This is a genomic window from Streptacidiphilus jeojiense, from assembly GCF_000719095.1.
GTDB lineage: Bacteria > Actinomycetota > Actinomycetes > Streptomycetales > Streptomycetaceae > Streptacidiphilus > Streptacidiphilus jeojiensis.
On the sequence record NZ_JOEH01000015.1, the window covers coordinates 47,500 to 73,783 of the forward strand.

Below are 26,284 nucleotides of genomic sequence, written 5' to 3' on the forward strand. Positions count from 1 at the left end.
CCGGTGACCTCCACCACTCTGACCGAGCGGCCGCCCGCCGCCACCGCATCGGCGGGAGCCGGGTCCGCCTGGCAGCCCGTCCGCACCGTGGCCGGCTACGCCTGCATGGTGCTGGCCGCGATCGTCTTCCTGTACCCCATCGTCTGGATGGTGCTGTCCTCCTTCCGGCCGGGCGCGAGCATCCTCAACGACCCCCTGGGCTTCGACCCGTCCGCGGCGACGCTGCGCAACTGGACCGGCATGCTCGACAACACGCCGATCATGCACGCCCTGTACAACACCGCCCTGGTGGTGGTCGGCAAGGGCGCGCTGCTGCTGGTCCTCAGCCCGCTGGCCGGCTACGGGTTCGCCAAGTTCGACTTCCCGTTCAAGAGCGCGTTCTTCGGGCTGGTGCTGCTCACCCTGATGCTGCCGACGATGGTGCTGATCATCCCGATGCTGCTGGAGATGAGCCAGCTGAACTGGGTGAACACCTACCAGGCGCTGATCCTGCCCGGCGCGGTCGACGCCTTCAGCGTGTTCTGGATGCGGCAGACCATCAGTCAGATCCCGGACGAACTGCTGGACGCCGCGCGGATCGACGGCTGCGGGCCGCTGCGCGCCTTCTGGTCGGTGATCGTCCCGGTGCTGCGGCCCAGCCTGGCCGCGCTGGCCGTGCTGTCCCTGTTCAACATCTACAACGACCTGGTCTGGCCGATCGTGGCCATCAACGACCAGCAGCACGAGACCCTCTCGGTCCTGCTGGCGGGCATGTCCTCGAACATCCAGGGCGGTCAGGCCGGCGTCAGCAGCGCCGACCTGTGGGGCCAGCTGATGGCGGCCTGCACCTTCGCGACCGTGCCGACCGTGCTGCTGTTCGTGTTCCTGCAGCGCCACTTCATCCGCGGTCTGCTCGCGGGCAGCAGCCGCTGACCGCCACCAGCCCCGACCGCGCCAGCCACCGCCCGACCGCCGAAGGAATGACCTCCACGTGACCGCACGGCAGCAAGCCCACCTCACCGTCCACCCCCTGTTCGACATTGGCGAGATCGATCCGCGCATCTTCGGCAGCTTCGTGGAGCACATGGGACGCTGCGTCTACTCGGGCGTCTTCGAGCCCGGCCACCCCACCGCCGACGCGGCCGGCTTCCGCGGCGACGTCACCGACCTGGTCCGCGAACTGGGCGTCAGCGTGGTGCGCTACCCGGGCGGCAACTTCGTCTCCGGCTACGACTGGCGCGACGGCGTCGGCCCGGTCGGCGACCGCCCGACCCGGCTGGACCTGGCCTGGCGCTCGCTGGAGCCGAACACGGTCGGTATCGACGAGTTCCTGCCCTGGGCGCGACGGAACGGCCTGGAGCCGATGATGGCCGTCAACCTCGGAACTGCCGGACCCAAGGAGGCGGCGGAGCTGGTCGAGTACTGCAACCTGGCCGGCGGCACCGCCACCGCGGCCGAGCGCGCCGCCAACGGCCATCCCGCGCCGCACGCGGTGCGGACCTGGTGCCTGGGCAACGAAATGGACGGCCCCTGGCAGATCGGCCACACCACCGCGGCCGAGTACGGCCGCCGCGCGGCCGAGGCCGGTAAGGCCATGCGCCTGGTCGACCCGGGCATCGAACTGGTCGCCTGCGGCTCCTCCTTCCGCCACATGCCGACCTTCGGCGCCTGGGAGGACACCGTCGCCGAGCTCACCCTGGACGTCGCCGACTACATGTCCATGCACGCGTACTACGACGGCACCGCCGACCGCCGCGACTACCTCGCCTCGGGGCAGCGGCTGGAACGCTTCATCACCGACGTCGTCGCCACCTGCGACGCCGTCAGCGCCAGGCTGGGCTCCCCGCGCCGGATGATGATCTCGCTGGACGAGTGGAACGTGTGGTCGTCCGCTGCCGCCTCCTCGCCCGTCGGCGAGGGCCAGGACCACGAGATCAGCCACGCCCCGCGGATCACCGAGGACCCCTACCAGGCCCTGGACGCCGTCGTCCTCGGCGACCTGATCATCGGGATCCTCAACCACGCCGACCGGGTCAAGATCGGCTGCCTCTCGCTGCTGGTCAACGTCAGCGCGCCGATCCTCACCGAGCCCGGCGGCGGGGCGAGCAGGCAGGCGATCTTCCACCCCTTCGCCGCCGCCGCGCACACCGCGCGCGGACGCGCGCTGAGCGCCCGGCTCACCGCGCCGGCGTTCGCGACGCCCACCCACGGCGACGTCCCGCAGGTGGCGGCCGCGGTCACCCACGACCCGGCGACCGGCCAGGCCGCGGTGTTCGCCACCAACCGCGGCAGCGAACCGGTCGAACTCACCATCGACCACAACGCGTTCGGTGCCTTCGACATCAAGTCCGCGCACACCCTGACCGCCGCCGACCTCCGCTCCCCCGGCGACCTCACCCTGGTCCCGCTGGAGCAGTTCCACCCGGGGGCCCGGAGCTCGACGCTGCTGCTGCCGCCCGAGTCCTGGACCCTCGCCGAAGCCGTCGCCCGAGCCTGAGCCGGTCCGCCTGCCCGCCGCCCACCTGCCCTGGCCCTCCGCCTGCCCGCCTGCCCGCCTGCCCGCCTGCTCCGACCTTTCAGTGAAAGGCAGTCATGCCGCACCAACGCACCGCCCCCGCCCGCTTCACCCTCGACCCGGCGTTCAGCGTCGGCACGGTCGACCCGCGCCTGTTCGGCTCCTTCGTGGAACACCTGGGGCGCTGCGTCTACACCGGCATCTACGAGCCGGGCCACCCCGCCGCCGACGAGGCAGGCCTGCGCACCGATGTGCTGGAACTGGTCCGCGAGCTGGGGGTGACCACGATCCGCTACCCCGGCGGCAACTTCGTCTCCGGCTACAAGTGGGAGGACAGCGTGGGTCCGGTGGAATCGCGTCCGCGCCGGCTCGACCCGGCCTGGCGCGCCACCGAGACCAACGCCTTCGGACTGTCCGAGTTCATGGGCTTCCTGGGCAAGCTCGGGCCGGAGGCCGAACCCATGATGGCGGTCAACCTCGGCACCCGCGGCACCGCCGAGGCGATCGAACTGCAGGAGTACGCCAACCACCCGGCCGGCACCGCGCTGTCCGACCTGCGCGCCGCGCACGGCGACAAGAACCCGTTCGGGATCGGGCTCTGGTGCCTGGGCAACGAGATGGACGGCCCCTGGCAGATCGGCCACAAGAACGCCGAGGACTACGGCAAGCTGGCCGCCGCCACCGCCCGCGCGATGCGCATGATCGACAAGAACGTGGAACTGGTCGCCTGCGGCAGCTCCAGCCAGAGCATGCCGACCTTCGGCGCCTGGGAGGCCACCGTTCTGGAGCACACCTACGACCTGGTCGACTACATCTCCATGCACGCCTACTACGAGGAGCTCGACGGCGACCGCGACTCCTTCCTCGCCTCGGCGGTGGACATGGAGGCGTTCATCGAGAACGTGGTGGCCACCTGCGACCACGTGGGCGCCCGGCTGAAGTCGTCGAAGAAGATCAACATCTCCTTCGACGAGTGGAACATCTGGTACAACGCCCGCTTCCAGCAGGACTTCGACGAGAACCCGCCGGACTGGCCCGAGGCGCCGCGGCAGCTGGAGGACAGCTACTCGCTGACCGACGCGGTGGTCTTCGGCTCGCTGCTGATCACCCTGCTGCGCCACGCCGACCGGGTCCGGGTGGCCTGCCTGGCCCAGCTGGTCAACGTGATCGCCCCGATCATGACCGAGCCCGGCGGCCCGGCCTGGCGGCAGACCACCTTCTTCCCCTTCGCGCAGGCGTCGCGGTACGGGCGCGGACGGGTGCTGCAGGTCGAGGCGGAGAGCCCGGCGTACACCACCGCCAAGTACGGCGAGGTGCCGCTGCTGCACGCCACGGCGGTGCTGGACGAGCAGAGCGGGGAGGTGACGGTGTTCGCGGTCAACCGCAGCCGGACCCGGGCGCTGCCGCTGGAGGTCGCCCTGCACGGCACCGGCGTGTCCGAGGTGGTCGAGCACAGCGTGCTGGCGGACCAGGACCCCGACGCCCGCAACACCCTGGCCGAGCCCGACCGGGTCGTCCCCCGGCCGGCCGAGGGCGCCACCGTCGACGGGGAGCTGCTCCGCTGCGAACTCCCGCCGCTCTCCTGGAGCATGATCCGGCTGGCACCGGGCCGCGGCTGACCCTGCCGGCGGGGGCGGTCCGACGTGACCGGGCCGCCCCGGCCGGACCACCCCTCGCCGAACGACCCCCGCCGTACCGACCGGTGACAACCGTTCCCACGTTGTACCCTTGGCCTCGCAGGCCTGTCAGCGGTTGTCCGGCGGCTGCCCGACTCGATTGGATAACGTCGGGCCCGAAGAACGCTCACGAAATGCTCAGCGGCGTCAAAGTCTCAGTGGACCGACATCTGGAGGAACCCCGTGGGCGAGCCCACCTTGCACGACGTCGCGGCCCGGGCCGGAGTGTCGATCAAGACGGTCTCCAATGTGCTCCGCGGGGTGACCGGCAAGGTGTCGGCGGAGACCTCGGCCCGGGTGCTCCAGGTCATCGAGGAGATCGGCTACCGCCCCAACCTCTCGGCCCGACGGCTGCGCAGCGGCCGGTCCAACGTGGTCGCCCTCGCCGTGCCCGACCTGCGCAACCCGTACTTCGCCGAGGTCGCGACCGCGATGATCAGCGCCGCCCGACAGGCCGGCTACACCCTGCTGATCGAGGAGACCGGCGGCAACGCCGGGGACGAGCTGAACGCGGCCGAGGGGCTGCGCGATCCGCTGATCGAGGGCGTCATCATGGCGCCGCTGGCCCTGGACCCGCGGCAGTTGGACCGGCGCGGCCGGACCGTCCCGCTGGTGCTGCTGGGCGAGCACGACTACGACGGCGACTGCGACCACGTCATGTTCGACAATCTGACGGCCTCTCAGCGGATGACCGCGCACCTGATCGAGCAGGGCTACCGGCGGATCGCGGTGATCGGACGGCAGGACGCCCCGCCGCAGGCGGCGGCCATGGCCGCGATGCGGTTCAACGGCTACCGCAGGGCGCTGACCGAGGCGGGTCTGGCCTACGACCAGCGGCTGGCCCCGGTCATCGCCACCACCGCCTACGGCAAGGCGGCCGGCGCCGAGGCGGCCGAGCAGATCTTCGCGCGGGGGCTGAAGCCGGACGCGCTGTACTGCTTCGCCGACGTGCTCGCCATCGGCGCGCTGCGCGCCGCGCACTGCCGGGGCCTGCACGCCCCCGAGGACTTCGGCCTGGCCGGGTTCGACGGCATCGAGGAGGGCCGGTTCACCATCCCCACCCTGACGACCATCGCCCCGGACTACGCGGACATGGCCGCGCTGGCGGTGAACGCGCTGATCGAGCGGATGGAGTCGACGGTCCCGATCGGCCACCGGGACATCCTCTGCCGCTACGAGCTGGAGGTGCGCGAGAGCACCCAGCCGGGACTGCGTGCCGGCGCTGCGGGCGCCCCGGGCGCCGGTGCGGTCAGCGCTGGGGCGGTCGGGGCAGCCGCCGGCTGAGCGTCGCGGCCTCGGCGCAGCTGCTTGAGGCGGTCGATGTCCCTGGTGTGCAGGGCGCCCTCGATCCGGTCGGGGGCGTGGCGGTCGTCCGGGGTCTCGATGATCAGCGGGACCCCGTCGGTGGCCGGGTGGGTGAGGAGTTCGCCGAAGGGCTCCGCGCCGATGTGACCGGCGCCGATGTTGGCGTGGCGGTCCTTGCGGGCTCCGGCCACGTCCTTGGAGTCGTTGGCGTGGATCAGCCGCAGCCGTCCGGGACCGGCCGCGGCGACCAGCTCGTCCAGCATCCGCGCCGTGCCGCCGGGGGCGGCCAGGTCGTGGCCGGCCGCGAAGGCGTGGCAGGTGTCCAGGCAGACGCCGACCCTGGGGTGGCGCTCCAGCGCGTCGACGTACTCGGCGAGGTCCGCCATCCGCGAGCACAGTGAGCTGCCCTGCCCGGCCGTGGGTTCCAGCAGCAGCCAGGGCGCGTCCTCGCCGTAGCCGTCCAGCTCGTCCAGCAGCGGCAGCATGCCGTCGTGGACCTGGCGCAGTGCCGCCGTCCGGCTGCCGCCCACCGCCGAGCCGGTGTGCACCACCACTCCCGCCGCGCCGATCGCACGGCCGCGGCTCAGCGAGTGGCGCAGCGACTCGCCGGAGCGCTCGCGGGTCGCCGCGGAGTCGGAGCCGAAGTTGATCAGGTACGGCGCGTGCACATAGGCGGAGATCCCGCGCTCGGCGCAGCCGGCGCGGAAGGCCCGGTCCTGCTCCGGGTTGCCGGTCGGGGCGGCCCAGCCGCGCGGGTTGGCGACGAAGACCTGCACGCTCTCGGCCCCCACCTTGTCGGCGTAGGCCAGTCCGGTACCGGCCAGCCCCCGGCCGGCGACCGGGACATGCGCGCCGACGGGGTTGCGTGGAGTGGAACGGATCACCGCCCGAGCATCGCACACCCGTGGAGGCACGGGATCTCCCTGCCGTCCCATGTGGTTATCCCTGTGGTTGATGCCCGAGTGTGTGTTTTCTTGCCCGAAACCCTTGACGGCCCTCGCAACCGGGCGTAAAACCATTCGAAACAAGCTTCTAACGGCGGTGAAACCACATGTACGCGGAGGAGCGTCACCAGCTCATCGTGGAGCAGGCGCGGCGGGACGGCCGGGTCGACGTCACAGCCCTCGCATCGGGGCTCGACGTCGCCACCGAGACCATCCGGCGCGATCTGACCATGCTGGAGCGGCAGGGCCTGCTGCGCCGGGTCCACGGCGGGGCCATCCCGGTCGAACGGCTCGGGTTCGAGCCCGGTCTGGCCCAACGGGCGGCCGCGCTGATCGGGGAGAAGGAGCGCATCGCCAAGGCGGCGGTCGCCGAGCTTCCCGACGAGGGGTCGATCCTGCTGGACGCGGGGACCACGACCGCCCGACTGGCCGAGCAACTGCCCGCCGACCGCGAACTCACCGTGGTCACCAACGGACTGGCCATCGCGGCCCTGCTGGCCAACCGCCCCAACATCAACCTCTTCATCGTCGGCGGCCGGGTGCGTTCGCGCACCCACGCGATGGTCGGTGAATGGACCCGGAACCCGCTCGCCGACACCTATGTCGACGTGGCCTTCATGGGCACCAACGGCATCTCCGTGCAGCGCGGGCTGACCACGCCCGACTCCGCCGAGGCCGACGTCAAGCGGCAGATGATGGCCAGCGCCCGACGCACGGTGGTGCTGGCCGACCACACCAAGTTCGCCGCCGACCACTTCGCCCGCTTCGGCCGGGTGGACGAGGTCGACGTGGTGATCACCGATTCGGGCCTGGACGCCGAGGTCGCCGACGAGCTCTCCGACGCCGGCCCCCGGGTGGTGCGCGCATGATCGTCACGCTGACCCCCAACCCCAGCCTGGACCGCACCCTTGAGGTCCCGGACCTGCACCGCGGCGTCGTACTCCGGGCCACGGCCCGGCGCACCGATCCCGGCGGGAAGGGCGTCAACGTCTCCCGGGCGCTGGCGGCCAACGGCCGCAAGACCGTGGCGGTGCTGCCCTGCGGCGGAATCGTCGGCAGCCGGCTGGCCGAACTGCTCGCGCCCCAGGGGGTCGAGGTCCTCGCGGTGCCGGTGCTCGGCGAGATCCGGGTCAACATCAGCGTGGTCGAACCCGACGGCACGGTCACCAAGATCAACGAGCCGGGCCCGGTGCTCACCCCGCAGGAACTGGACGCGCTCGCCGAGGCCGCCGTCCGGGCCGGCCAGGGAGCCGCCTGGGTCGCGCTCAGCGGCAGCCTCCCCCCGGGGGCGCCGGACGACCTCTACGCCCGGCTGATCACCCGGATCCGCGAGGCAGGCGGACCGCTGATCGCCGTCGACTCCAGCGGCGTGCCGCTGGTCGCCGCCCTCGCCGCCGGTCCGGACCTGGTCAAACCCAACCGCGCCGAGCTGGCCGAGGCGTCGGGGCTGCCGGTCACCACCCTCGGCGAGGCCGTCACCGCCGCGCTGGCGCTGCGCGACCGCGGTGCCCGCACCGTGCTGGCCAGCCTGGGCGCCGACGGAGCGCTGCTGGTGGACGGTTCGGGCGCGGTGCACGGCCGGGCCCGGGTCGCCGAGCCCCGCAGCGCGGTGGGCGCGGGCGACGCGCTGCTCGCCGGCTACCTCTCGGCCGGTAACGGCGGTACCGAGGCCCTGGCCGAGGCCGTCGCCTGGGGCGCCGCCGCGACCTCGCTCCCCGGCAGCCGGATGCCCGGCCGCGAACACCTGGACCGGGCGGGCGTCCACCTCGACCCGAACTTCGACCCCAACCACCCGCTCACCGAACGGAACTGACGCCATGTCCGATCTGATCACCCCCGATTTCGTGGATCTCGACCTCAGGGCCGCAGATCGCCATGAGGTGGCCTTCTCCCTGGCCTCCCGGCTGGCGTCCGACGGCAGGGTCACCGACCTCGCCGGGTTCCTCGCCGACGTGCGGGCCCGCGAGGAGCAGATGCCCACCGGCATCGAGGGCGGCATCGGCATCCCCCATGCCCGCTCCGCCCATGTCACCGAACCCTCGCTGGCGTTCGGCCGCAGCACCGGCGGAGTCGACTTCGGCGCCGAGGACGGCCCCGCCGACCTGGTGTTCCTCATCGCCGCCCCGGCGGGCGGGGACACCGACCACCTCACCATCCTGGCCTCGCTGGCCCGCCGCCTGGTGCACGCCTCCTTCCGGCAGGCGCTGCGCGACGCATCCGACCCGCAGGCCGTCGTCGACCTCGTCAACAAGGAGGTGCTGGGCAGATGAGACTCGTAGCCGTCACCGCATGCCCCACCGGCATCGCCCACACCTACATGGCCGCCGAGGCCCTGGAGCAGGCGGCCAAGGACGCCGGCCACCAGATCAGCGTGGAGACCCAGGGGGCGGCGGGCGCCGTCCCACTGACGCCGGATCAGATCGCCGCGGCCGACGCCGTGATCTTCGCGGTCGACGTCGAGGTACGCGGCCGGGACCGGTTCGCCGGCAAGCCGACCGTCGAGGTGCCGGTCAAGAAGGCCATCAGCGGCTCGGCCGAACTGCTGGCCCGCGCCGAGGAGGCCGTCCGGCAGGCCGCCCCCGCGAACGCGGCGGCTGCTCCCGGTGACGCGCCGGCCCCGGCCCCGGCGGCCCCGGCCGGCGCAGCCGCCCCGTCGGACCAGCGCTCCTCGGCCGCCCGCTTCGGCACCCATCTGCGCCAGTGGATGATGACCGGCGTCAGCTACATGATCCCGTTCGTCGCGGCGGGCGGCATCCTGATCGCGCTGGCCTTCATGTTCGGCGGCGCCGAGGTCGCCATGAAGGTCAACGGCGGCGTGTTCCAGGGCCACACCTACCCGGGCGTGACCGACCTGTCCAAGCTCATCGACCAGGCCGGGTACGCCGGGGTGCTGTTCAAGATCGGCTCCACCGCGTTCTCCATGCTGGTGCCGGTCCTGGCCGGCTTCATCGCCTACGCCATGGCGGACCGTCAGGGCCTGGTGCCCGGAATCGTCTCCGGGCTGCTGGCCTCGGCGATCGGCGCCGGCTTCCTCGGCGGCCTGGTCGGCGGCCTGCTGGCCGGTGCCCTGGTGCTGGCACTGACCAGGTACAAGCCGCCGCGTGCGATCGCCGGCATCATGCCGGTGGTGGTGATCCCACTGGTCTCCACCCTGATCATGGGCGTGCTGATGCTGGTGGTGATCGGCGAGCCGATCGCCGCGGCCCAGCGGGGGCTCACCGACTGGCTCGGCGGCCTCTCCGGCACCAATGCGATCCTGCTGGGCGCGCTGCTGGGGCTGATGATGGCCTTCGACCTCGGTGGCCCGGTCAACAAGGTCGCCTACACCTTCGGTGTCGGCAGCCTCGCCAGCGGCGACCTCAAGGTCATGGCCGCCGTGATGGCGGCCGGCATGGTCCCGCCGATCGCGATGGCGCTGTCCACCGTCGTGCGGCCGAAGCTGTTCGGCGAGAGCGAGCGCAAGGCCGGGGAGGCGGCCTGGCTGCTCGGCGCCTCGTTCATCACCGAGGGCGCGATCCCCTTCGCCGCGGCCGACCCGCTGCGGGTGCTCCCCTCGCTGATGGCGGGGAGCGCCACCACCGGCGCCCTGTCCATGGCCTTCGGCGCCACCTCGCGGGCCCCGCACGGCGGGCTCTGGGTGATCGGCCTGATCGGCCGGCCCGGGCTCTACCTGCTGGCCATCGCAGCGGGTGTGCTGGTCGGTGCGGCCTGCGTCATCGGGGCCAAGCAGATCGGCCGGGCCGAGGTCGCCGGCGAGGCCGAGGGTGCGGCTGGCGCTGCGGCCGCGGACGGAGCTGGAGCCGGGACCGGGGCCGCCGCCGACAAGCCGGCCGTCAACCACGAGGCACTGGTCGGCTGATCCGGGCACCCGCCCTGCTCCGCCCTGATCGGCCCTGATCGGCTGCTGATCGGCTCTTGCCCTGCCCTGCCCTGCCCCGATCCGCCTCCGATCCGCCCGGCCCCGCGCGCTCCCCCGGCCCGCGGGGCCGGGCACACGCCCTGACCGACCATCAGCTCACTGCCCGCTCCCGCTCCGCATCCGTTCCCTGCCCCGCGTGATCCCCCGTCCCGCGGGGCTGGGCATCCGCCCTGACCGACCATCAACTCCCCACCCGCCCCTGCTCCGCATCCGTTCCCCACCTGCGGTACCGCCCGCAGCCCCACCCGTCCCCGGATCTGTCCCTGGAGGGATTCCCATGCCCCAGCGCTCGGTCGCCGTAGGTTCCAGCAGCGGCCTGCACGCCCGCCCCGCCTCCCTGTTCGTCCAGGCCGCCGCCCGGCAGCCGGTGCGGATCAGCGTCGCCCGGGAGGGCGGCACCGCGGTCGACGCGCGCAGCCTGCTCTCGGTGCTCGCCCTCGGTGCGCGCCACGGCGACACCGTGGTGCTCTCCGCCGAGGACGAGGGCCCGCAGGCCGAGCAGGCGCTGGAGGAACTCGCCACCCTGGTCGCCCGTGACTTCGACGCACCGGAGCAGTCGTGACCACGGTGCTGACCGGCATAGCCGTCGGCACCGGCAGTGTCACCGGACCGGTGGCGCGGATGACCCCGGTGCCGCCGCTGCCCCAACCCCGCACCGTGGCCGACACCGCCGCCGAGACCGGGGCCACCCTCGCTGCGCTGCACGACGTCGTCACCGACCTGGAGTCCCGCGCGGCGACGGCCGGAGCCGCCGCGGCCGAAGTCCTCGCGGCGCAGGGCATGATGGCGGCCGACCCGGTACTCGCCGAGCGGGTGGCCGAGTTGATCCGCGACGGCCGGGACGGCGCGCACGCCCTGGACGCCGCCTTCGGCGAGTTCCGCACCGCGCTGGAAGCCGCGGGCGGGTACTTCGCCGAACGCGCCGCCGACCTGGACGACCTGCGCAACCGAGCCGTCGCCCAGCTGCTGGGCCTGCCGATGCCGGGACTGCCTGCCCCCGGCCATCCGTTCGTGCTGGTCGCCGAAGACCTCGCACCCGCCGACACCGCGCTGCTCGACCCGACACAGGTCCTGGCGCTGGTCACCGAGCGCGGCGGGCCGACCAGCCACACCGCCATCCTGGCCAAGGCCCTGGGACTGCCTGCCGTCGTCGGCTGCGGCGCCGCGGACACCCTCACCGAAGGACTTCCGGTCCTGGTCGACGCCGCCGCCGGCACGGTCCAACTCGACCCGGCCCCCGAGGTGGTGGCCTCCGCCGCCTCCCGCGAGCAGCGACGCCGGGAGCGCGCCGGACGCGTCCACGGCGCCGGGCGCACCGCCGACGGCCACCCGGTGAAGCTCCTCGCCAACCTCGGTGCGCTGCAGGAGCTTTCCGGCGCCGCAGCGGCCGACTGCGAGGGCGTGGGCCTGTTCCGCACCGAATTCCTCTATCTGGACCGGGCCGAGGCGCCGGGCCTGGACGAGCAGACGGCCGCCTACCGTCAGGTCTTCGACGCCTTCGCCGGTCGGCGCGTGGTGGTCCGCACCCTGGACGCGGGGGCCGACAAGCCGCTGCCCTTCGTGAACGCGGGCGACGAGCAGAACCCGGCCCTCGGTATCCGGGGGCTCCGCACGGCGGCCCGCGACCCGGAACTGGTCGACACTCAACTCGCAGCTGTGGCAGCGGCAGCGGCCGCCTCCAGTGCCGAGGTCTGGGTGATGGCGCCGATGGTGTCGGTGCCTGGCGAGGCGGCGGACTTCGCGGCGCGGGTCCGCGCCCATGGCCTCCCGGTCGCCGGAGCCATGGTGGAGGTCCCCGCCGCCGCACTGCGCGCCGGCGCCATGGCCGACGCCTGCGACTTCCTCAGCATCGGCACCAACGATCTTGCCCAGTACACCTTCGCGGCCGACCGCACCCTCGGTTCCCTCGCCGCGCTGCTCGACCCCTGGCAGCCCGCGCTGCTGGACCTGGTGCGGATGACGGCGCAGGAGGGCGGACGCCGTGGCCGCCCGGTGGGCGTCTGCGGCGAGGCGGCCGCGGACCCGCTGCTGGCCCTGGTGCTGGTGGGGCTGGGGGTGACCAGCCTGTCGGCGGCCCCGTCCTGCCTGGGCGAGGTGCGCGCCACCCTGTCGGAGCACACCCTGGAGGACTGCCGGGCCCTGGCGGCCCTCGCCCTCGCCGCCGGGGACGCGCAGTCGGCCCGTGCGGCCGTGCTGGACCGCACCGGCTGATCACCAGCCGGGCACCGTACTCCGCGTGGTCCCGGCATCGGCGCGGTCGGTACGGTCATGGTCGGAACCGACGCTCGCAGCCTGCCGGACCAGGACCTCGGTGAGCTCGTCCGGAGCCGAGAAGAAGGGCGAGTGGTCGCAGTCCAGCGCGACCCGCTCCTCGGCCCGCTCGGCGCAGGCGCGCTGCGCCTCCACGCGGACGGTGCGGTCCCCCAGGCACACCACGTACAGGCTGGGGACGGTGCACCAGGCCGGGTCGGCGAGCGGCTGCTCGGGCACCCGGCTCCACATCGGCCGCCAGCGCCGGGCCGCCGACTCCGCCAGGGCGGGCGGCGACCCTGAGTACAGCACCTCCCGGGCGGCCGCGGTCAGGGTGACGGCCCCGTCCGCGCGCACGGACCAGCTCTCGCGGAAGCCCGGGTGGTTCCACTCGGGGGTGAGGGCGGCCGGCGACCGGCCGGGCAGCGGCATCCTGGCTGCCACGAAGACCAGCCGGTCGGCGGCATGGCCGCCGGCGGACACCGGCAGGCCGCCGTAGCTGTGCGCGACCAGCACGACCGGGCCGTGCACCCGCGCGTCAGCGACCGCGTCCCGTACCGCCCGGGTGTCGGCGTCGTAGGAGTCGAGCGGCAGGTCGACGGTGCGAGCGCGCACCCCGGCCCGGTCCAGCCGCTCCAGCACCGGGGTCCAGCACCATCCGTCGTGGTTGGCGCCGTGCACCAGTACCACGGTCGGCGTCGGCGACCTGTGCACGATGTCCTCCCTGTCCCTGTCCCTGTCCCTGTCTCTCTCCCGCTCCCCGCCCCGCCCGCGGGTTCAGCGCCAGTTGTTGTTGCTGTGGTGGTCGCCCTCGATCCAGGACTTCAGCTCGGCCCTGGCCGACGCCCGTCGGGCCTCGGCCGAGTCCTCCACACCGGGCGCGTCCAGGGTGAACTCCAGCAGCAGACCGTTGGGGTCCTCCGTGTAGAGCGAGCGGCAGTAGCCGTGCTCGAGCACATAGGTCTGCTCCGGCTTCCAGTCGGCGGCCTTCAGCCGGGCGGCTATCGCGTCCTGGGTCTCCTCGCTGACCTTCAACGCTATGTGCTGGAACGGGGAGTGCGGCATCTCCGGGCCGAACTGCTCCTGGTCCGCCGGGTCGACGAACTGGAAGAAGGCGAGCGCACCGCCGTCACCGAGCCCGTAGAAGGTGTGGCAGTAGGTGCGCACCGCGCCGAAGAGCTCGTCGCTCTCCTTCCACGTCGCTGTCAGCGGCAGGCCGATGACCTCCTCGTAGAACGCGCGGGTCGCCTCCTGGTCCTTGGTGACATAGGCGGTGTGGTGCAGGCGCGAGGGGAGGGCGGCCTGCTCGGGCGAGGCCTGCTGGCTGCTGTCGAGGGTCTCGGTCATGATTCGCTCCTCGGTGGTGTCAGTACGTTTCCGAGAAGTGAACACCAGGGCACGGGGACACCTCTCGGGCTGCGCGGCCAAGCCGGACGCCCGGGTTTGGCCCGGTGGACCAGTCTGCGGCTGATCACCGCCGGCGCGGGTTGGCGGGCTCCTCGCGCAACACGGCCGAGCCTACGACATGAGCCACCGTCAGGGCGGCCTGCACTTCCAGATGACGATCAGCAACGCCGTGCCCGAGCAACTGCTCCGCCCGCTTGACCCGGTAGGTCACGGTGTTGCGGGCGACGTGCATCCGCGCGGCGGCCTTCAGCAGGCTGCGTTCCGCCTGCAGATAGTGGCGCAGCGTCTCGCGCAGTTCCTCGGCGTGCGGGGTGTCGTCCGCCAGCGGCCCCAACTCGCGCTGAACGAAGCGCCGGGCCCGGTCGAGGTCGCCGGTGAGCAGGGACGCCAGCTCGACGTCGCGGTAGTGCGTGACGCCGGACCGGGGCCGGCTGCTCAGCCGGGCGGTCCGTTCGGCGAGGACGGCCTCCTCATGGCTCCGGCGGAAGCCGTCGAGTCCGCTCGCCGGCGATCCGCAGGCCATCTGCACGGAGGGGTGCCCTTCGGGATCCGCTGCGACGTCCGCCACGGGATCCTCCGCGGGGCTCGCTGCGGGGTTCGCAGCGGCGTTCCCCTGAGCGGTACGGGCTCCCCACGCCCACAGCCCGGTGCGCCCGATCGGCACCACCAGGGTCGTGATGCAGCGCCGGGCTCTCAGGAACTCCACAGCAGCCCGCTGGAGTTCGGAGGCCTCGGCACCCGTGGCGGGATGGCACCAGGCGGTCAGGGCGAGGTGCTCGCGCCGCAGGTCGTAGTCGAGGGTCCGGCTCGCGGTCCCGATGTCGACCGGGGACTGCTCCAGGATCGAGCGGACCGTCTCCTCCCGCGCCGCCGCACTGCTGGTGACCCAGCGGTCGCGCTCGGCCAGGTACTCCTCGGCCATGCCGGAGGAGAAGCCGTCGATGAACTCGAACAGGGTCTCCGAGACGCGCTTCATCTGCGCCGACCGGTCGGCCTCGGCCACGGTCGCCTCGCAGGCTGCCATGAAGGCCCGGGCCATGGCGGCATGGCCGAGGTGGATCCCTCGCAGCACCTTGTCCAACGGCACTCCGCGCCGGACGAAATCGCGATCGCCCAGCAGGGCCTCGTCGGTGAGCGGGCTGGTGGCGCCGTCGGCGACCAGGGTCACCAGCGCGCGCAGCGCCACCGACTCGGTGCCCATCCGCAGTGTCTCGAACGGTCCTTCTCCACCGCCCAGTTCGGGGACGGCGGCGATCACCGCCGTCGCCATGTCATGACCGACCTCGACCGCCCAGGCGACTGCGCCGGGGCCGACCGCAGAGGTCGCCTCGGCGAGGACGGCGGCCCCGCTGGCCGGGCCGAGCCCCGCTCCGGCCCGGGTAGGGCGAAGGCTGCGGGGCCAGCCGCGGGCCGCATCGAGCCCGTCGTCGGATCCGTTCACTGCTCCCACCTCGATCCCCTGACGCTCAGCCCGGGAACGGGACAGCCGCGGTGCTCACGCGGTCTCCGTGCTCTCTGAGCCCTCTGAGCCCTCAGGGGAAACGTAACGGGCATTGCGGTCCACGGCCATGTAGACGTCGTTGGCGATGGGCCGGCGCAGCTCCTCGGCGAGGTGCCCGAGCAGGCCGGCGGCGCGGGCCAGCAGGGCGAAGCCGCGCAGCAGCTCCACCGGCAGGCCGAGGTCGGCGAGCGCCGCTCCGCAGACGCCCGCCCCGTTCAGCGGCAGCCGACGGCCCAGGACCTCCGGGTGGACCCGGCCGACCGCCTCGAACAGGCGCAGGTGCGGGCCGCGCAGCCGCTCCTCCTCGGCGATGGCGATGATGACCGGCGTACGCGGGTCCTGCTCCTTGTGGACGGGATGGCCCAGGCCCGGGACGATCCGGCGTTCCGCGCGGTAACGGCCGACGGCCCGGCGGGCCAGCTCGTCGAACTCCTCCTCGGTCCGGGGAGCCTGCTCGGCGGCGGCCAGTACCTCGGCGAGGAAGCGTCCGGTGTCCTCGGTGACGCCGAGAAAGCGGGAGCCTCCCCCCAGCAGGCCGGCCGCGAGCGCTCCCTGGATCGCGTCGGGAGCACTGAGAAAGGTGAGCCGGGCGGCGATGGCGGTCGGGGTGAACCCGTGGTCGGCGAGGGCGACCAGCACGGACTCGAAGACCCGGGTCTCCCCGGGCGTCGGGCGCCGCAGGGTCGCCAGCCAGAAGGCGAGCTCGCCGAAGCCGACCCTGCCCAGCAGGTCCTGGGCGAGGTCCTGGCCGAGCAGCCGGATCGTGGTCGGATCGGAGGTTCCGAGCGAGGTCGGGAAGTCCAGCGCGGAGCTTCCGGGGACGGGGAGGGAGGCGGTCATCGGTCGGCTCCTTGTGCCTGCTGCGGGTCGGGCGTGGGGGCTGGGGCGGTGGCGGGGTCGTTCCGGGGGTGACTTTGGGCGTCCGGCTGCGGCACGGCCAGCCACGCCTTGATCTCGTCGGTGTGCTCGCCGAGGGCCGGCGGCGGCAGCAGGTGCTGCGGCGGGGTCTCCGAGAAGGTGATCGGGTTGCGGATCACCGGAACGGCTCCGTCGCCCTCCCCGACCGTCACCACCGGGTGCAGGCCGAGGTCGCGGGCGAGGTCGACGCCTCCCGCGACCGTGTTGATGGGACCGCAGGCCACCCCGGCCTGCGAGAGCAGCCGGAACCACTCGTCCGCGGGCTTCAGCGCCAGGCGGTCGACCAGCAGCGGGCGCAGCAGCTCCCGGTTGGCGGTGCGGTCCTCGGTGCGACGGAAGCGGTCGTCGTCGGCCAGCTCCGGGACGCCGAGCGCGCCGCAGAGCTTGCGGAACTGGCCGTCGTTCCCGGCGGTGACGATGAGGTCCTTGTCCGCAGTGGGCAGCGGCTCGTACGGGAACAGGCTCGGGTGGGCGTTGCCCATCCGACTCGGCACCACGCCGCCCGCGACATAGGCGGAGGTGTGGTTGACCAGCGCGGACAGGGCCGAGGAGAGCAGGTTCACCTCGATCTGCTGCCCCTGACCGGTGGCGGTGCGGTGGTGCACGGCGGCGAGGATGCCGATCGTGGCGTGCAACCCGGTCATCACGTCGAAGACCGAGATCCCGGCCCGGTAGCCGGGACCCTCGGGGTCCCCGGTCAGGCTCATCAGGCCGGAGACCGCCTGGACGATGAGGTCGTAGCCGGGCAGGCCGGCTCCCCCGCTGGTACCGAACCCGCTGATGGAGCAGTAGACGACGGACTCGTTGCGGCTCCGGACGGTGTCGTAGTCGAGACCGAAGCGCAGCAGGCCACCGGGCTTGAAGTTCTCTATGACCACGTCCGCACGGGCCGCGAGCTCCTGCGCGGCGGCCAGGTCGTCGGAGTCCTTGAAGTCCAGCACGACCGAGCGCTTGTTGCGGTTGACGGCCAGGTAGTACGTCGACACGTCCTCCCGCACCGGCGGCTTCCAGCTGCGGGTGTCGTCCCCGCCGGGGCCCTCCACCTTGATCACAGTGGCCCCGAGGTCCGCCAGCAGCATCGTGCTGTACGGGCCTGCCAGGACTCGGGAGAAGTCCGCTATCAGCAGCCCCTCCAGCGGTCGCGCCGCTCCGGTCGGTGGCTGGGCCCTCTGCTGCCGGCCGCTCGCCTGCTGCGGGTGGGTGGACATGGTCGCTTCCTCTCCTTGCCGAGCAATGTCCGCAGAACGGACACTCGTCCGCTCGATCCTGCGCGCTGTCCCCAGCGACTGTCAAGGCGCTCCCCACCCCTGGCGACCGTGGTAAATCCGCTGCCCTCCCCGGCCCGACGGGTCCTGATGGATGGATGTCCGCCTCGCGGACAACGGCGGCTATCCTGCACAGGAGGGCAGCGGAGAACGATCGTGAGGAGGTCCGTGATGCCACGTGAGGGAACAGGTCCCGACTTCATCGAGGCACTGGCACGCGGCCTGGAGGTGATCGCGGCGTTCCGGCCGCACCGTCCCGCGATGACGCTCGCCGAGGTGTCCACCGCCACCGGGCTGGCCCGTCCCACCGCCCGGCGGATCCTGCTCACCCTGGAGGAGCTCGGGTACGTGCGGGCGGCCGAGCGCGGCTACTCGCTGACCCCCCGGGTCCTCGAACTCGGCATGGCGTACGTGCACTCCATGGGACTGTGGGAGGTGGCCCGGCCGCACCTGGAGCGGCTCGTGGCCCGTACCGACGAGTCCTGCTCGATCGCCCAGCTCGACGGCTCGGACATCGTCTATGTGGCTCGGGTGTCGGTCCCGAAGATCGTGTCACTGGCGGTGCAGATCGGCACCCGCTTCCCGGCGCTCGCCACCTCACTGGGAAAGGTGCAGCTCGCAGCACTGCCACTGGACGAACTGGACGCGGTACTGGCGGAGCCGACCCGCTCCGGCCTGGTTCCCCGCTGGCAGCCCGACCGGACCGAACGCGACGCCGAACTGAGGGACGTGCGGGCCCGCGGCTGGGCGCTGACGGACGAGCAACTCACCCTCGGCATCCGGTCGGTGGCGGCTCCGCTGCGGGACGGATCGGGGCGGGTCATCGCCGGGATCAACGTCAACTGCCACTCGGCGGAGACGACAGTGGAGCGCCTGCTGGAGCACCATCTGCCGCTGCTGCTGCAGGCCGCGGGCGATATCAGCGCCGACTTCGCCCGACTCCAGGACGTACCGCACACCAGCGCCACCGCCGGCACCCGCTGAGCCGGACGTCGGGTGCCGGGCGCCAGACGTCGGACGCCGACATCGGGCGGACACTCGTCCGCGATGCGGACAGCAGGCATCCCTCTCAGTCGCCGGGGCGCATGATCAGGCAGCTGCTGGTCGCCGTCGCGCAGACCTTGCCCGCCGCGTCCAGCAGCCGCGCCTCGGCCAGCGCGGTACGGCGGCCGAGGTGGACCACCGAGCCCACCGCGGTGATCGTGCCGGTGGCGACGGAGACCGGGCGTAGGAACTTCACCGAGAGGTCGAGACTGGTGTAGAAGACGCCGACCGGAAGCCGGGTGTGCACGGCACAGCCGCAGGCCGAGTCCAGCAGGGTGGCGAACACTCCGCCGTGCACCGAGCCGATCGGGTTGTAGTGGAACTCCTTGGGCGTGAGCCGGAACTCGACACGCCCCTCCTCGAAGGAGACGCCGTCGAAGTCCAGGGTGTTCAGGATCGGCGGGGGCGGGACCAGGCCCTTCGCCATCGCCTCGAAGAACTCCATCCCGCTGAGACCGGCCGCGATCCCGGCCGTCTCCATCGGATCGGACCAGCTGTACGCGCGCTCGCGGACCGTCTGCGACGTCTGTGCCTGCTCGGTACCGGTGTCGGTCATCGTCGTGGCCCCTCGTTCGTCCGCTCGGCGTTCGGGCTACGCCCCGTTCGGGCTGCACGCCCACGCTAGGCCAGCTGAGTTCTCTTTAGCAACTCAGCTCGGTAGAATGCCGCTATGAGCAACAGCACAGGGTGGGCCGTCCCGGAGTACAGCGCCTTCGACAGCGAGACCTGCTCGATCGCGCGCACCCTGGCGCTGGTCGGCGACCGCTGGACGCTGCTGGTGCTGCGCGACCTGGCGAACGGCGTTACTCGCTTCGACGACCTGACCACCCACCTCGGCATCGCCCGCAATGTGCTCTCCAAGCGGCTCGCGGCGCTGGTCGACGCGGAGTTGGCGGTCCGCACCGGCTACCGGACCGAGGGCTCCCGCGAGCGGTACGAGTACCGACTCAGCCGCGCGGGGCGCGAGTTGATGCCGATCCTGCTCGCCTTCATGGGCTGGGGCGACCGTCACCTCGCCGGCCCGCAGGGCCCCCCGGCCCTCCCGGTCCACGCCGACTGCGGCGCCCCGGTACGGGTGGCGGTGACCTGCGAAGCAGGACACGACCTCGGCGAGCGCCCCCGGGTACGGGTGCAGCCCGGCCCGGGCAGCCGCCGACGCGAGGGGTGACCGGTCGGGGGCCGAAGAAGCGTCCCTCCCGGCTGCACAGCCCGGGTTTTGGGGTCACTGACCCTACGTTGGGGCCGCTCGCCCGACATACACTGACCATTATGTCCTGATATGTCCGATATAAGGGTTGTCTCGACCTGACGGTGCGACACCTCGGGTGCGGCAGACCGCCCCAGCCCGAGTTGGGACAGATGGGGCTGGTGTGACAGGTGATGCGCCGCCGTCGCCCGAATGGTTCACGCCGGTGGCGCTATCGGGTGACGATCGCAGGCTGGTCATGGGAGGCCGCGCAACCGCGGGCTCCGGGCCAGGCGGTTGGTTAGCCCCAACTGCCAAGCGAGGCAGAGGACTCCGCCAGGCGAACGATCAGGTGACCAGCCCTGACTTCCCGTCAACCGTTTCAGCCGCCCCGTGCGGCCCATCCCGACCAGCAGCACCATCCACATCAGGAGGCACCTGTGGCACGCGCCATTTCCGCCAACGCCATCGCCAGCGCCAACGCTCAGGCAAACGCCGGCACGCAGGCGAACGCCGACGAAGAAGACTCCGAACTCCATGCCCAAGGCGGTCCCGACGCGGCCCAGGCTCCCCGCAGCGATGCCGGACGGCTGCTGCGCACCGTCGCGCTGCAGCGACCGGTCCCGGAGCTGCTGCAGCTGGTGACGCTGCTCAGCGCGGCGAACCAGCGCGTCCACGCCCAGGAGATCCTCACCACCGCGGCGACGTTGCGGCCGGTGGTGGATGTCGCCGCCATGGTCCCGCTGCTGATGGGACCCCAGGCGGCCAGCACGCTGAACGCCGTGGCCCAGCGGCCGGTGGAGGAGCTCGCCGAGCTGGTCGAGCACCTGGACACGTCCACACCGGTTCCCCCGACTCCCCCGGAGCCCGACCAACCCGGCCGCTGGAAGCTGCTCCGCTGAGGCACGGGCACAGCCGGCGAGGGCCCCGCTGTCTCGCAGGGGCCCTCGCCGGCTGCATGCCGGGCCCCTCAGGAGGTGTACGTGGTGGTGCAGACCGTCCCGTTGAGGCTGATCGCCGTGGGCGGGCCGTAGGCGCCGGTGTTGCTGCCGACGAAGCCGACGGTGGTGGAGTTGCCGGAGTACGGGGCCAGTTGGGCGTTGCTGTCCAGGCTGGTGACCCGGACGCTCGTTCCGGTCGTCGTCCAGTTGCCGTTCCAGCCCGAGCTGACGCTCTCCCCTGCGTCCGGGAAGCTGAAGTTCAGCGTCCAACCGTCGATCGCGGCCGGGCCGGTGTCGGTGACGGTGATGTTGGCGACCCAGCCGCTGCCCCAGCCGTCGGAGAACTGGTACGACGCGGCGCAGGTGCTGCTGCTGGGCGTGCCGGTGGTGAAGGTCAGCGGCGCCGAGGGCTGGGAGAGATGCCCCGCCTGGTCCGTGGCCAGCACGTTCACCGTGTAGGAGGTCCCCGGCACCAGGTTGTGCAGGGTCGCTCCGGTCGAGGTGGACTCGGCCAGCAGCTCGCTGACGGTGCCGACCTGCCGGTACACCCCGTAGCGGGTCACCGCGCCACCGCTGGAGGCGGGCCAGTTGACGGTCGCCGAGGTGTCGGTGACGGCGCTGACCGTGGGAGCCCCCGGCGCGGTGAGCGCGGTGGCGTTCTGGCCGGACGGCGTCAGCACGACCGTCTCGATCGAGTACGGCGGCAGCGTCTGCGTCGAACTGCTGCCCTGCGCCGCGCTGGTGATCGCGGTTCCCTCATCGGCGTAGCTGTAGACGGTGGGCGTGGCCGTGCTCGGGCTGTAGCCGGTGTAGTTCAGTTTCACCGTATAGGTGTTGTCCGGGTCCTTGTTGACCAGTTCCACGGCGAGGTCGCCGTTGGCCTGCCGGACCGCGTGCGCGGCCACCAGTTGCTGGTCGGTGCCGGCCCGGACCAGGGTGTCGCCCGGGCGGCCCACCTTGCTCAGCATGCTGAGCGCGAAGTAGGTCGGGAACGGCGTGTTCATCGCCGGTTCGCAGGTCGTGCCCACGCAGCCGCCGCTGGACAGGATCCCGTAGTCGCCGTAGTCCGTCGCCCCGTCCGGTGCGGTGCCGACGCTGGTGGCGCCGTTGTGGGTGTCCCACCAGTCCGCGGTGAAGACGCCGTCCTCCAGCGCGGTGAAGTAGGCGTCCGCCCCGAACAGCGCGTCCGGCTGGGTGTCCTCGTACTGGTTGGAGTTGATCTCGGTGAGCGCCACCTGGAGGTTGGCCGCGTTGGCGCCGGCGTACTGGTCGATCTCCTGCCGCAGCTGGGCCAACTCCCCTGTCAGCTGGGCCGGTTCGGCGAGCATGGTGGCGGCGCCCTGCCCGCCGGGGTACCAGTGCACGATGACGAAGTCGACCGCGCTGCCGGCGATGGAGAGCACGGTGCGGTTCCAGTCGGCGGCGTCGCCCGCGGCCAGCACCCCGTCCGGCCAGTTGCCGGGCAGCGTGAGCACGGCTCCGATCTTGATGCTGGGGTCGACGGCCTTCATCGCCGAGGCGTACTGGACCACGTTGTCCGCGTAGGCGGTCGGGCTCTTGTCGGTGTGGGTGTCGGTCTCCCAGCCGCTGCCGTAGTAGCCGTTGCCGTAGATCTCGTTGCCGATCTCCCAGTACTTGGCGCCGTACCCCTTGGTGATGTTCGCGTAGCGGACCCAGTCGGCCGCCTCCTGGGGTGTCCCGGAGCCGTAGTCGGCGATCAGCATCGGCTGGGCGCCGATGGTCTTCACCGTGCCCATGAACGCGTCGAAGTCCGTGCCCGGCGCAACGTAGCCGCCGGGGGCGGTGTTGGTCTGCCAGTGGTAGATGTCGCCGTAGGAGCCGCCGGGGTAGCGCAGCACGCCCACCCCGGCCTGGCCCAGCAGGCCGGCCACCGCCGGGGTGTTCATCTGGGCGTCCCACACCGCGCTGTTGAGGCCGTAGGCGGTGGCCGGGATGGTGCCCAGCCCCTCCTGGGTGTTGACGGTGACGTCGACGGCGGGCCCGGAGGCCTCGGCGTGGGCGCTGGGCGCGGTCGCGGCGAACGCCGCGGCCAGGGCCACCGCGCAGGCCGCTGCGGCGCGTCCCAGCCGCGAGCGGGCCGATCGGTTTCCAACTCTCATGCGGTCCGGTCTCCCCCTTTGGAGTCGGTGCGCCGGGCGCACCGCGGATGCCACGGGCTCCGCATCGTGACAGCTGCCGGTAAGTGTCGTCAAAGGGTTGTGAAACTTACATGGCCGCCGCCCCGGCCATCTGACGTATCACCAGTTCAGGGGTGGCGAACGTGCCCGACGGTCGGTGCGCGCGGACAATGGACCGGAAGGTCACCGGACCATCGACCGTCCGCCGAACGAACCGAACGAACCGAACGAAGGAGCACGCGATGGCGACCGCCCTCCGCCTCGCCCAGAACGAGGAGGCCGACGCGCTGCTCAGCCGCAGCCCGCTGGCCGCTCTGATCGGCATGCTGCTGGACCAGCAGGTGCCGATGGAGTGGGCGTTCAGCGGCCCGTACACACTGCTGGAACGGCTCGGCGGCGACGATCTCGACGCACATGCGATCGCCGGCTACGACCCGGACGCCTTCGCCGCGCTCTGCTCGCAGAAGCCCGCGGTGCACCGCTACCCCGGCGCGATGGCCAAGCGGATCCAGCAGCTCTGCGCGTACCTGGACGAGCACTACGACGGCGACACCACCGCGGTGTGGCGGGACGCGGGGACCGGGACCGAACTGCTGAACCGGCTGATCGAGCTGCCGGGCTTCGGCAAGCAGAAGGCGCAGATCTTCCTGGCCCTGCTGGGCAAGCAGCTCGGGGTACAGCCCAAGGGCTGGCGCGAGGCGGCCGGCCCCTACGGCGAGAAGAACAGCTTCCGATCCGTGGCGGACATCACCGGCCCGGAGTCCCTGGACCAGGTCCGGGCCTTCAAGCAGGAGGCCAAGGCCGCAGCCAGGGCGGCGAAGGCGAGCAAGGCCGCCAAGGGGTAGTCCGAACGGCCGTGTGGCCGAGTGGCCGAACGGCCGAGTGGTCCGCTGTCAGTGCAGCGCCACACGGGCTGCCGCATCGCGGTGGACGGCGTCCAGGAGGGTGGCGTAGGAGGCGACCATGCGGGTGCGACTGAAACGCTCGCGGCTGCGGGTCAGCGACGGGGCGAGCTCGGTGCGGCGGGCCACCGCCTCGGACCAGGCGGCGGCGATCGACTCGGGGTCGGGGGGTGTGATGAAGCCGTGGCCGGCCACGATGGGGACGCAGTCGCCCACGTCGGTCGCGACCGGGACCGCGCCGCACATCATGCCCTCGATCAGGCACAGCGGGGCGGCCTCCCCGTTGGCGGAGGTCAGCGAGACCACGTCGGCGGCCGCGTAGACGTTCTCCATGTCCAGGCGCACCCCGAGCAGCGCCAGCCGGCCGGCCAGCCGGGGCCGGTCGGCGAAGGCCGCCGCGATGTCGGCGAGCAGGCCCGGGTTGTCGGCGGTCATCCCCGCGCCGCAGAGCAGCAGCCGGGCCCGGGGCTCGCGGCGCAGGTAGGCGCGGGCGGCGCGGAGGAACAGCGGCACGTTCTTCATCGCGGCGTAGCGAGCCGCGAAGACGATCACCGGGGCGCCGGCCGGGATCCGCAGCGAGGCCCGCAGCTGCGCACGCCGGACCGGGTCCGGACGGAACCTCAGCAGGTCGACCCCGTTGGGGATGACCCGCATCAGGCCGGCCGGGACCCCGGCGTCCCGGTAGGCGTCGCGGGTGGACTCCGCGCAGCAGACGCAGGCGGCGACGCGGCCGTCGGCGACGGCGGCCAGCAGGTCGTCCAGGGCCGGCCCCTGGTTCTCCGGGTCGGAGCGGTGCAGGCAGACCACCACCGGCCGGTGCGCGGGGACGGCCTGGCCGAGCAGGCCGAGGGGCTGCTCCTTCAGGGACAGCAGGATGTCGGCCCCGGCCGCGAGGCGTGCGGTGGCGTCCAACTCCGCGGCGGTGAAGTCCGGTCCCCTGGAAAGGTCCTGACTTGGGGTCAGGTTTGGGCTGCGGTCCAGCGAGGTGACCGGCACGCCGGCGGCGGTGAGCCTGGCGTAGCAGGCGTCGTCCTCCATCCGCTGGCGGGTCGCCTCGCGGTGCACCTCGCCGTGGATGCTCAGCACGCTGTGGCGCTGGCCGCTCCGGTGCAGCCCGATCACCGCGTCGCTGTGCAGCATTCGGGCCCCGCCGGAGAAGAACCCCTCGTAGACCGAGAGCACCCGCAGTCCGTCCTTCTCCAGCACCTCATCACCAGCCGTCCGTACGCAACCGTCCCGTGAACCCCGGGCCCGCCGCCATCAGGAGGACCCACCGAGCTTGCCGGTCCGTGACGAACGTGTTGCCAACAGAAAAATCATCCGCTCAGGTGCCGGTCGCGCAGTTGGAGCGCGAACCGACCGGTGCAGCCGGCGATCCGGTCGGCCTCCGCCGCCGTGGCCAGTCCGGCGAAGGCGCCCCAGGTCCGGACCCAGTACTCCAGGGTGACCAGGGTGGTGATCACGGCCTGGACGGTGGTGGAGGGCTGGGACTCCAGCCGCCCCCAGCCGTCGCCCACGGTGTCCCCGCTGGCGGCGGCCCAGGTACGGCTGTGGGCGGCTCCGGAGAGGACCGTGTAGACGCCCAGGCTGGCGTTGGCGGGCAGCAGCTTGCCGATGGTCCTGGTGAGGTTCACCCCGGTCTCCTCCAGCGTGGTGCGTTCGACCTGGAGCGCCAGCGGATGGCCGCGGCGGTCCTCCAGCAGGCTGATGCCGGCCTGCTGGAACGTCTCGACCATCTCCTGCCTGCGCGCCAGCGCGCCCGTCGCGTCCTGCGGCGAGACGGCGGTGGTCAGGTCGACCTCGTAGGCGGTCTCGGTGGCCCAGAGCCCGGCGGCGCGGGCCAGCCTCACCGTCAGCGATTCCGAGCTGTCCTGTAAGTGGAACGCCAGCGCCGCTGCCTCCAGCACGGCCCGGGCGAGGGTCACCGGGGGAAAGGCCGGCGGCTGCCGGGTGAGCAGCGCGGCCAGGGCCTCGACGTGGCCCCGGGCGTCCTCCCAGGCGAAGTGGGTCCGCACGGTCCCGGTGCGGTAGACGAGGGTCCGCGCCTCGACGACGTCGGCGGGCATCCGCCGGATGTCGTCGAGGTCCACCTGGAAGGCCGAGCGGTCACCGCCGGCCCGGTGCAGCACCGTGTCGGCGATCCCCAGCGCCCCGAGCAGCGCGGCCCTGGCGTCGTCCAGAAGCTCGTTCGACCACGCCAGATTAGGGACAGGCGACTTCGGTTGCGGAGAAGTTGTGTCCATGCCACAGCACGCTAGGGCGTCCCACCTGCCTCCGCAGGCATTTCCGGCCAACCCGGGCCGCCATCGGCCCGACACATTTCGCGCGACGATCACCGGGCCCGGCCGGAGGACCCGATCCGGCCCCGGCCCGCTCCCCCTCCGGGTCCCTTCC

The 26,284-nt window shown here is 72.4% G+C and carries 22 protein-coding genes and 1 pseudogene; 13 read left to right on the top strand and 10 right to left on the bottom strand.

Annotation, left to right across the window (positions count from 1 at the left end):
• The first annotated feature begins 3 nt into the window (after positions 1-3).
• The 4 genes from IF29_RS0120415 (at position 4) to IF29_RS0120430 (ending at position 5,454) form a co-directional block, all read left to right on the top strand.
• Positions 4-912, top strand: a complete 909-nt coding sequence (locus IF29_RS0120415) for a carbohydrate ABC transporter permease (RefSeq protein ID WP_030256909.1) — start codon at positions 4-6, stop codon at positions 910-912.
• A gap of 58 nt (positions 913-970) precedes the next feature.
• Entirely contained in the window at positions 971-2,476 is a 1,506-nt protein-coding gene (locus tag IF29_RS0120420) for an alpha-N-arabinofuranosidase (RefSeq protein WP_037595952.1), read from the top strand.
• A 95-nt stretch (positions 2,477-2,571) separates the two neighbouring features.
• Positions 2,572-4,113 carry an arabinosylfuranosidase ArfA gene (gene arfA, locus IF29_RS0120425; RefSeq protein ID WP_030256912.1) on the top strand — a complete coding sequence of 514 codons (1,542 nt, stop codon included), beginning with the start codon at positions 2,572-2,574 and terminating at the stop codon, positions 4,111-4,113.
• Between the two features lie 240 nt (positions 4,114-4,353).
• Positions 4,354-5,454, top strand: a complete 1,101-nt coding sequence (locus tag IF29_RS0120430) for a LacI family DNA-binding transcriptional regulator (protein WP_063757547.1) — start codon at positions 4,354-4,356, stop codon at positions 5,452-5,454.
• On the opposite strand, the gene IF29_RS0120435 is transcribed toward IF29_RS0120430, so the two are convergent.
• Entirely contained in the window at positions 5,343-6,410 is a 1,068-nt protein-coding gene (locus IF29_RS0120435) for a deoxyribonuclease IV (protein ID WP_084714660.1), read from the bottom strand. The genes IF29_RS0120430 and IF29_RS0120435 overlap by 112 nt on opposite strands.
• A gap of 116 nt (positions 6,411-6,526) precedes the next feature.
• On the opposite strand from IF29_RS0120435, the gene IF29_RS0120440 reads away from it, so the two are divergent.
• From IF29_RS0120440 to ptsP, 5 genes and pseudogenes are all read left to right on the top strand, one after another.
• The gene (locus IF29_RS0120440) at positions 6,527-7,288 is read left to right on the top strand and encodes a DeoR/GlpR family DNA-binding transcription regulator (RefSeq protein ID WP_030256920.1); all 762 of its coding nucleotides are present in this window, start codon (positions 6,527-6,529) and stop codon (positions 7,286-7,288) included.
• Positions 7,285-8,232 carry a 1-phosphofructokinase family hexose kinase gene (locus IF29_RS0120445; RefSeq protein WP_030256922.1) on the top strand — a complete coding sequence of 316 codons (948 nt, stop codon included), beginning with the start codon at positions 7,285-7,287 and terminating at the stop codon, positions 8,230-8,232. The genes IF29_RS0120440 and IF29_RS0120445 overlap by 4 nt, the downstream gene beginning before the upstream one ends.
• A 4-nt stretch (positions 8,233-8,236) precedes the next feature.
• Positions 8,237-10,278 (top strand): annotated as a pseudogene (locus tag IF29_RS0120455) (PTS fructose transporter subunit IIABC).
• A 337-nt stretch (positions 10,279-10,615) separates the two neighbouring features.
• Positions 10,616-10,900 carry an HPr family phosphocarrier protein gene (locus tag IF29_RS0120460; RefSeq protein WP_030256936.1) on the top strand — a complete coding sequence of 95 codons (285 nt, stop codon included), beginning with the start codon at positions 10,616-10,618 and terminating at the stop codon, positions 10,898-10,900.
• Positions 10,897-12,549, top strand: a complete 1,653-nt coding sequence (gene ptsP / locus IF29_RS0120465) for a phosphoenolpyruvate--protein phosphotransferase (protein ID WP_030256939.1) — start codon at positions 10,897-10,899, stop codon at positions 12,547-12,549. Before IF29_RS0120460 ends, ptsP begins: the two co-directional genes overlap by 4 nt.
• Here ptsP and IF29_RS0120470 read toward each other — a convergent pair whose 3' ends face one another.
• The 5 genes from IF29_RS0120470 to IF29_RS0120490 all read right to left on the bottom strand — a co-directional run bounded on the left by IF29_RS0120470 (position 12,550) and on the right by IF29_RS0120490 (position 17,622).
• Entirely contained in the window at positions 12,550-13,302 is a 753-nt protein-coding gene (locus IF29_RS0120470) for an alpha/beta fold hydrolase (protein ID WP_063757549.1), read from the bottom strand.
• Positions 13,303-13,365: 63 nt separating this feature from the next.
• The gene (locus IF29_RS0120475; RefSeq protein WP_051725568.1) at positions 13,366-13,935 is read right to left on the bottom strand and encodes a VOC family protein; all 570 of its coding nucleotides are present in this window, start codon (positions 13,933-13,935) and stop codon (positions 13,366-13,368) included.
• A gap of 124 nt (positions 13,936-14,059) precedes the next feature.
• A complete protein-coding gene (locus IF29_RS0120480; protein WP_051725569.1) occupies positions 14,060-15,436 on the bottom strand; it encodes a PucR family transcriptional regulator in 1,377 nt (458 codons plus the stop codon).
• A gap of 54 nt (positions 15,437-15,490) precedes the next feature.
• Entirely contained in the window at positions 15,491-16,336 is an 846-nt protein-coding gene (locus tag IF29_RS0120485) for a citryl-CoA lyase (RefSeq protein WP_051725570.1), read from the bottom strand.
• Positions 16,333-17,622, bottom strand: a complete 1,290-nt coding sequence (locus tag IF29_RS0120490; RefSeq protein ID WP_084714662.1) for a CaiB/BaiF CoA transferase family protein — start codon at positions 17,620-17,622, stop codon at positions 16,333-16,335. The genes IF29_RS0120485 and IF29_RS0120490 overlap by 4 nt, the downstream gene beginning before the upstream one ends.
• 228 nt (positions 17,623-17,850) lie before the next feature.
• Between IF29_RS0120490 and IF29_RS0120495 the strand changes: the two genes are divergently transcribed.
• Positions 17,851-18,663 carry an IclR family transcriptional regulator domain-containing protein gene (locus IF29_RS0120495; RefSeq protein ID WP_030256953.1) on the top strand — a complete coding sequence of 271 codons (813 nt, stop codon included), beginning with the start codon at positions 17,851-17,853 and terminating at the stop codon, positions 18,661-18,663.
• Positions 18,664-18,748: 85 nt separating this feature from the next.
• Here the strand turns inward: IF29_RS0120495 and IF29_RS0120500 are convergent, their stop codons facing one another.
• A complete protein-coding gene (locus IF29_RS0120500; protein ID WP_030256955.1) occupies positions 18,749-19,279 on the bottom strand; it encodes a PaaI family thioesterase in 531 nt (176 codons plus the stop codon).
• Positions 19,280-19,393: 114 nt separating this feature from the next.
• Between IF29_RS0120500 and IF29_RS0120505 the strand changes: the two genes are divergently transcribed.
• Both IF29_RS0120505 and IF29_RS0120510 read left to right on the top strand, forming a co-directional pair.
• Positions 19,394-19,891, top strand: coding sequence for a winged helix-turn-helix transcriptional regulator (locus IF29_RS0120505; RefSeq protein WP_030256958.1), 498 nt, complete (start codon positions 19,394-19,396; stop codon positions 19,889-19,891).
• 458 nt (positions 19,892-20,349) lie between these two features.
• Positions 20,350-20,811 carry a hypothetical protein gene (locus IF29_RS0120510; protein WP_030256960.1) on the top strand — a complete coding sequence of 154 codons (462 nt, stop codon included), beginning with the start codon at positions 20,350-20,352 and terminating at the stop codon, positions 20,809-20,811.
• 68 nt (positions 20,812-20,879) lie between these two features.
• On the opposite strand, the gene IF29_RS0120515 is transcribed toward IF29_RS0120510, so the two are convergent.
• Positions 20,880-22,970, bottom strand: coding sequence for a cellulose binding domain-containing protein (locus IF29_RS0120515; RefSeq protein ID WP_030256963.1), 2,091 nt, complete (start codon positions 22,968-22,970; stop codon positions 20,880-20,882).
• Positions 22,971-23,230: 260 nt separating this feature from the next.
• Between IF29_RS0120515 and IF29_RS0120520 the strand changes: the two genes are divergently transcribed.
• Entirely contained in the window at positions 23,231-23,833 is a 603-nt protein-coding gene (locus IF29_RS0120520) for an HhH-GPD-type base excision DNA repair protein (RefSeq protein WP_030256965.1), read from the top strand.
• Positions 23,834-23,881: 48 nt separating this feature from the next.
• Here IF29_RS0120520 and IF29_RS0120525 read toward each other — a convergent pair whose 3' ends face one another.
• Together IF29_RS0120525 and IF29_RS0120530 are read right to left on the bottom strand one after the other, a co-directional pair.
• The gene (locus IF29_RS0120525) at positions 23,882-25,096 is read right to left on the bottom strand and encodes a glycosyltransferase (protein WP_332262553.1); all 1,215 of its coding nucleotides are present in this window, start codon (positions 25,094-25,096) and stop codon (positions 23,882-23,884) included.
• Positions 25,097-25,206: 110 nt separating this feature from the next.
• Positions 25,207-26,133, bottom strand: coding sequence for a hypothetical protein (locus tag IF29_RS0120530; protein WP_157623841.1), 927 nt, complete (start codon positions 26,131-26,133; stop codon positions 25,207-25,209).
• Positions 26,134-26,284 lie beyond the last annotated feature (151 nt).

Excerpts from the sequence above, each read along its gene's own strand:
- arfA (WP_030256912.1), top strand. The coding sequence starts at position 2,572 with ATGCCGCACCAACGCACCGCCCCCGCCCGCTTCACCCTCGACCCGGCG.
- IF29_RS0120435 (WP_084714660.1), bottom strand. The coding sequence starts at position 6,410 with ATGGGACGGCAGGGAGATCCCGTGCCTCCACGGGTGTGCGATGCTCGG.
- IF29_RS0120440 (WP_030256920.1), top strand. The coding sequence starts at position 6,527 with ATGTACGCGGAGGAGCGTCACCAGCTCATCGTGGAGCAGGCGCGGCGG.
- IF29_RS0120445 (WP_030256922.1), top strand. The coding sequence starts at position 7,285 with ATGATCGTCACGCTGACCCCCAACCCCAGCCTGGACCGCACCCTTGAG.
- IF29_RS0120460 (WP_030256936.1), top strand. The coding sequence starts at position 10,616 with ATGCCCCAGCGCTCGGTCGCCGTAGGTTCCAGCAGCGGCCTGCACGCC.
- IF29_RS0120475 (WP_051725568.1), bottom strand. The coding sequence starts at position 13,935 with ATGACCGAGACCCTCGACAGCAGCCAGCAGGCCTCGCCCGAGCAGGCC.
- IF29_RS0120485 (WP_051725570.1), bottom strand. The coding sequence starts at position 16,336 with ATGACCGCCTCCCTCCCCGTCCCCGGAAGCTCCGCGCTGGACTTCCCG.
- IF29_RS0120490 (WP_084714662.1), bottom strand. The coding sequence starts at position 17,622 with ATGTCCACCCACCCGCAGCAGGCGAGCGGCCGGCAGCAGAGGGCCCAG.
- IF29_RS0120495 (WP_030256953.1), top strand. The coding sequence starts at position 17,851 with ATGCCACGTGAGGGAACAGGTCCCGACTTCATCGAGGCACTGGCACGC.
- IF29_RS0120500 (WP_030256955.1), bottom strand. The coding sequence starts at position 19,279 with ATGACCGACACCGGTACCGAGCAGGCACAGACGTCGCAGACGGTCCGC.
- IF29_RS0120505 (WP_030256958.1), top strand. The coding sequence starts at position 19,394 with ATGAGCAACAGCACAGGGTGGGCCGTCCCGGAGTACAGCGCCTTCGAC.
- IF29_RS0120515 (WP_030256963.1), bottom strand. The coding sequence starts at position 22,970 with ATGAGAGTTGGAAACCGATCGGCCCGCTCGCGGCTGGGACGCGCCGCA.
- IF29_RS0120520 (WP_030256965.1), top strand. The coding sequence starts at position 23,231 with ATGGCGACCGCCCTCCGCCTCGCCCAGAACGAGGAGGCCGACGCGCTG.
- IF29_RS0120530 (WP_157623841.1), bottom strand. The coding sequence starts at position 26,133 with ATGGACACAACTTCTCCGCAACCGAAGTCGCCTGTCCCTAATCTGGCG.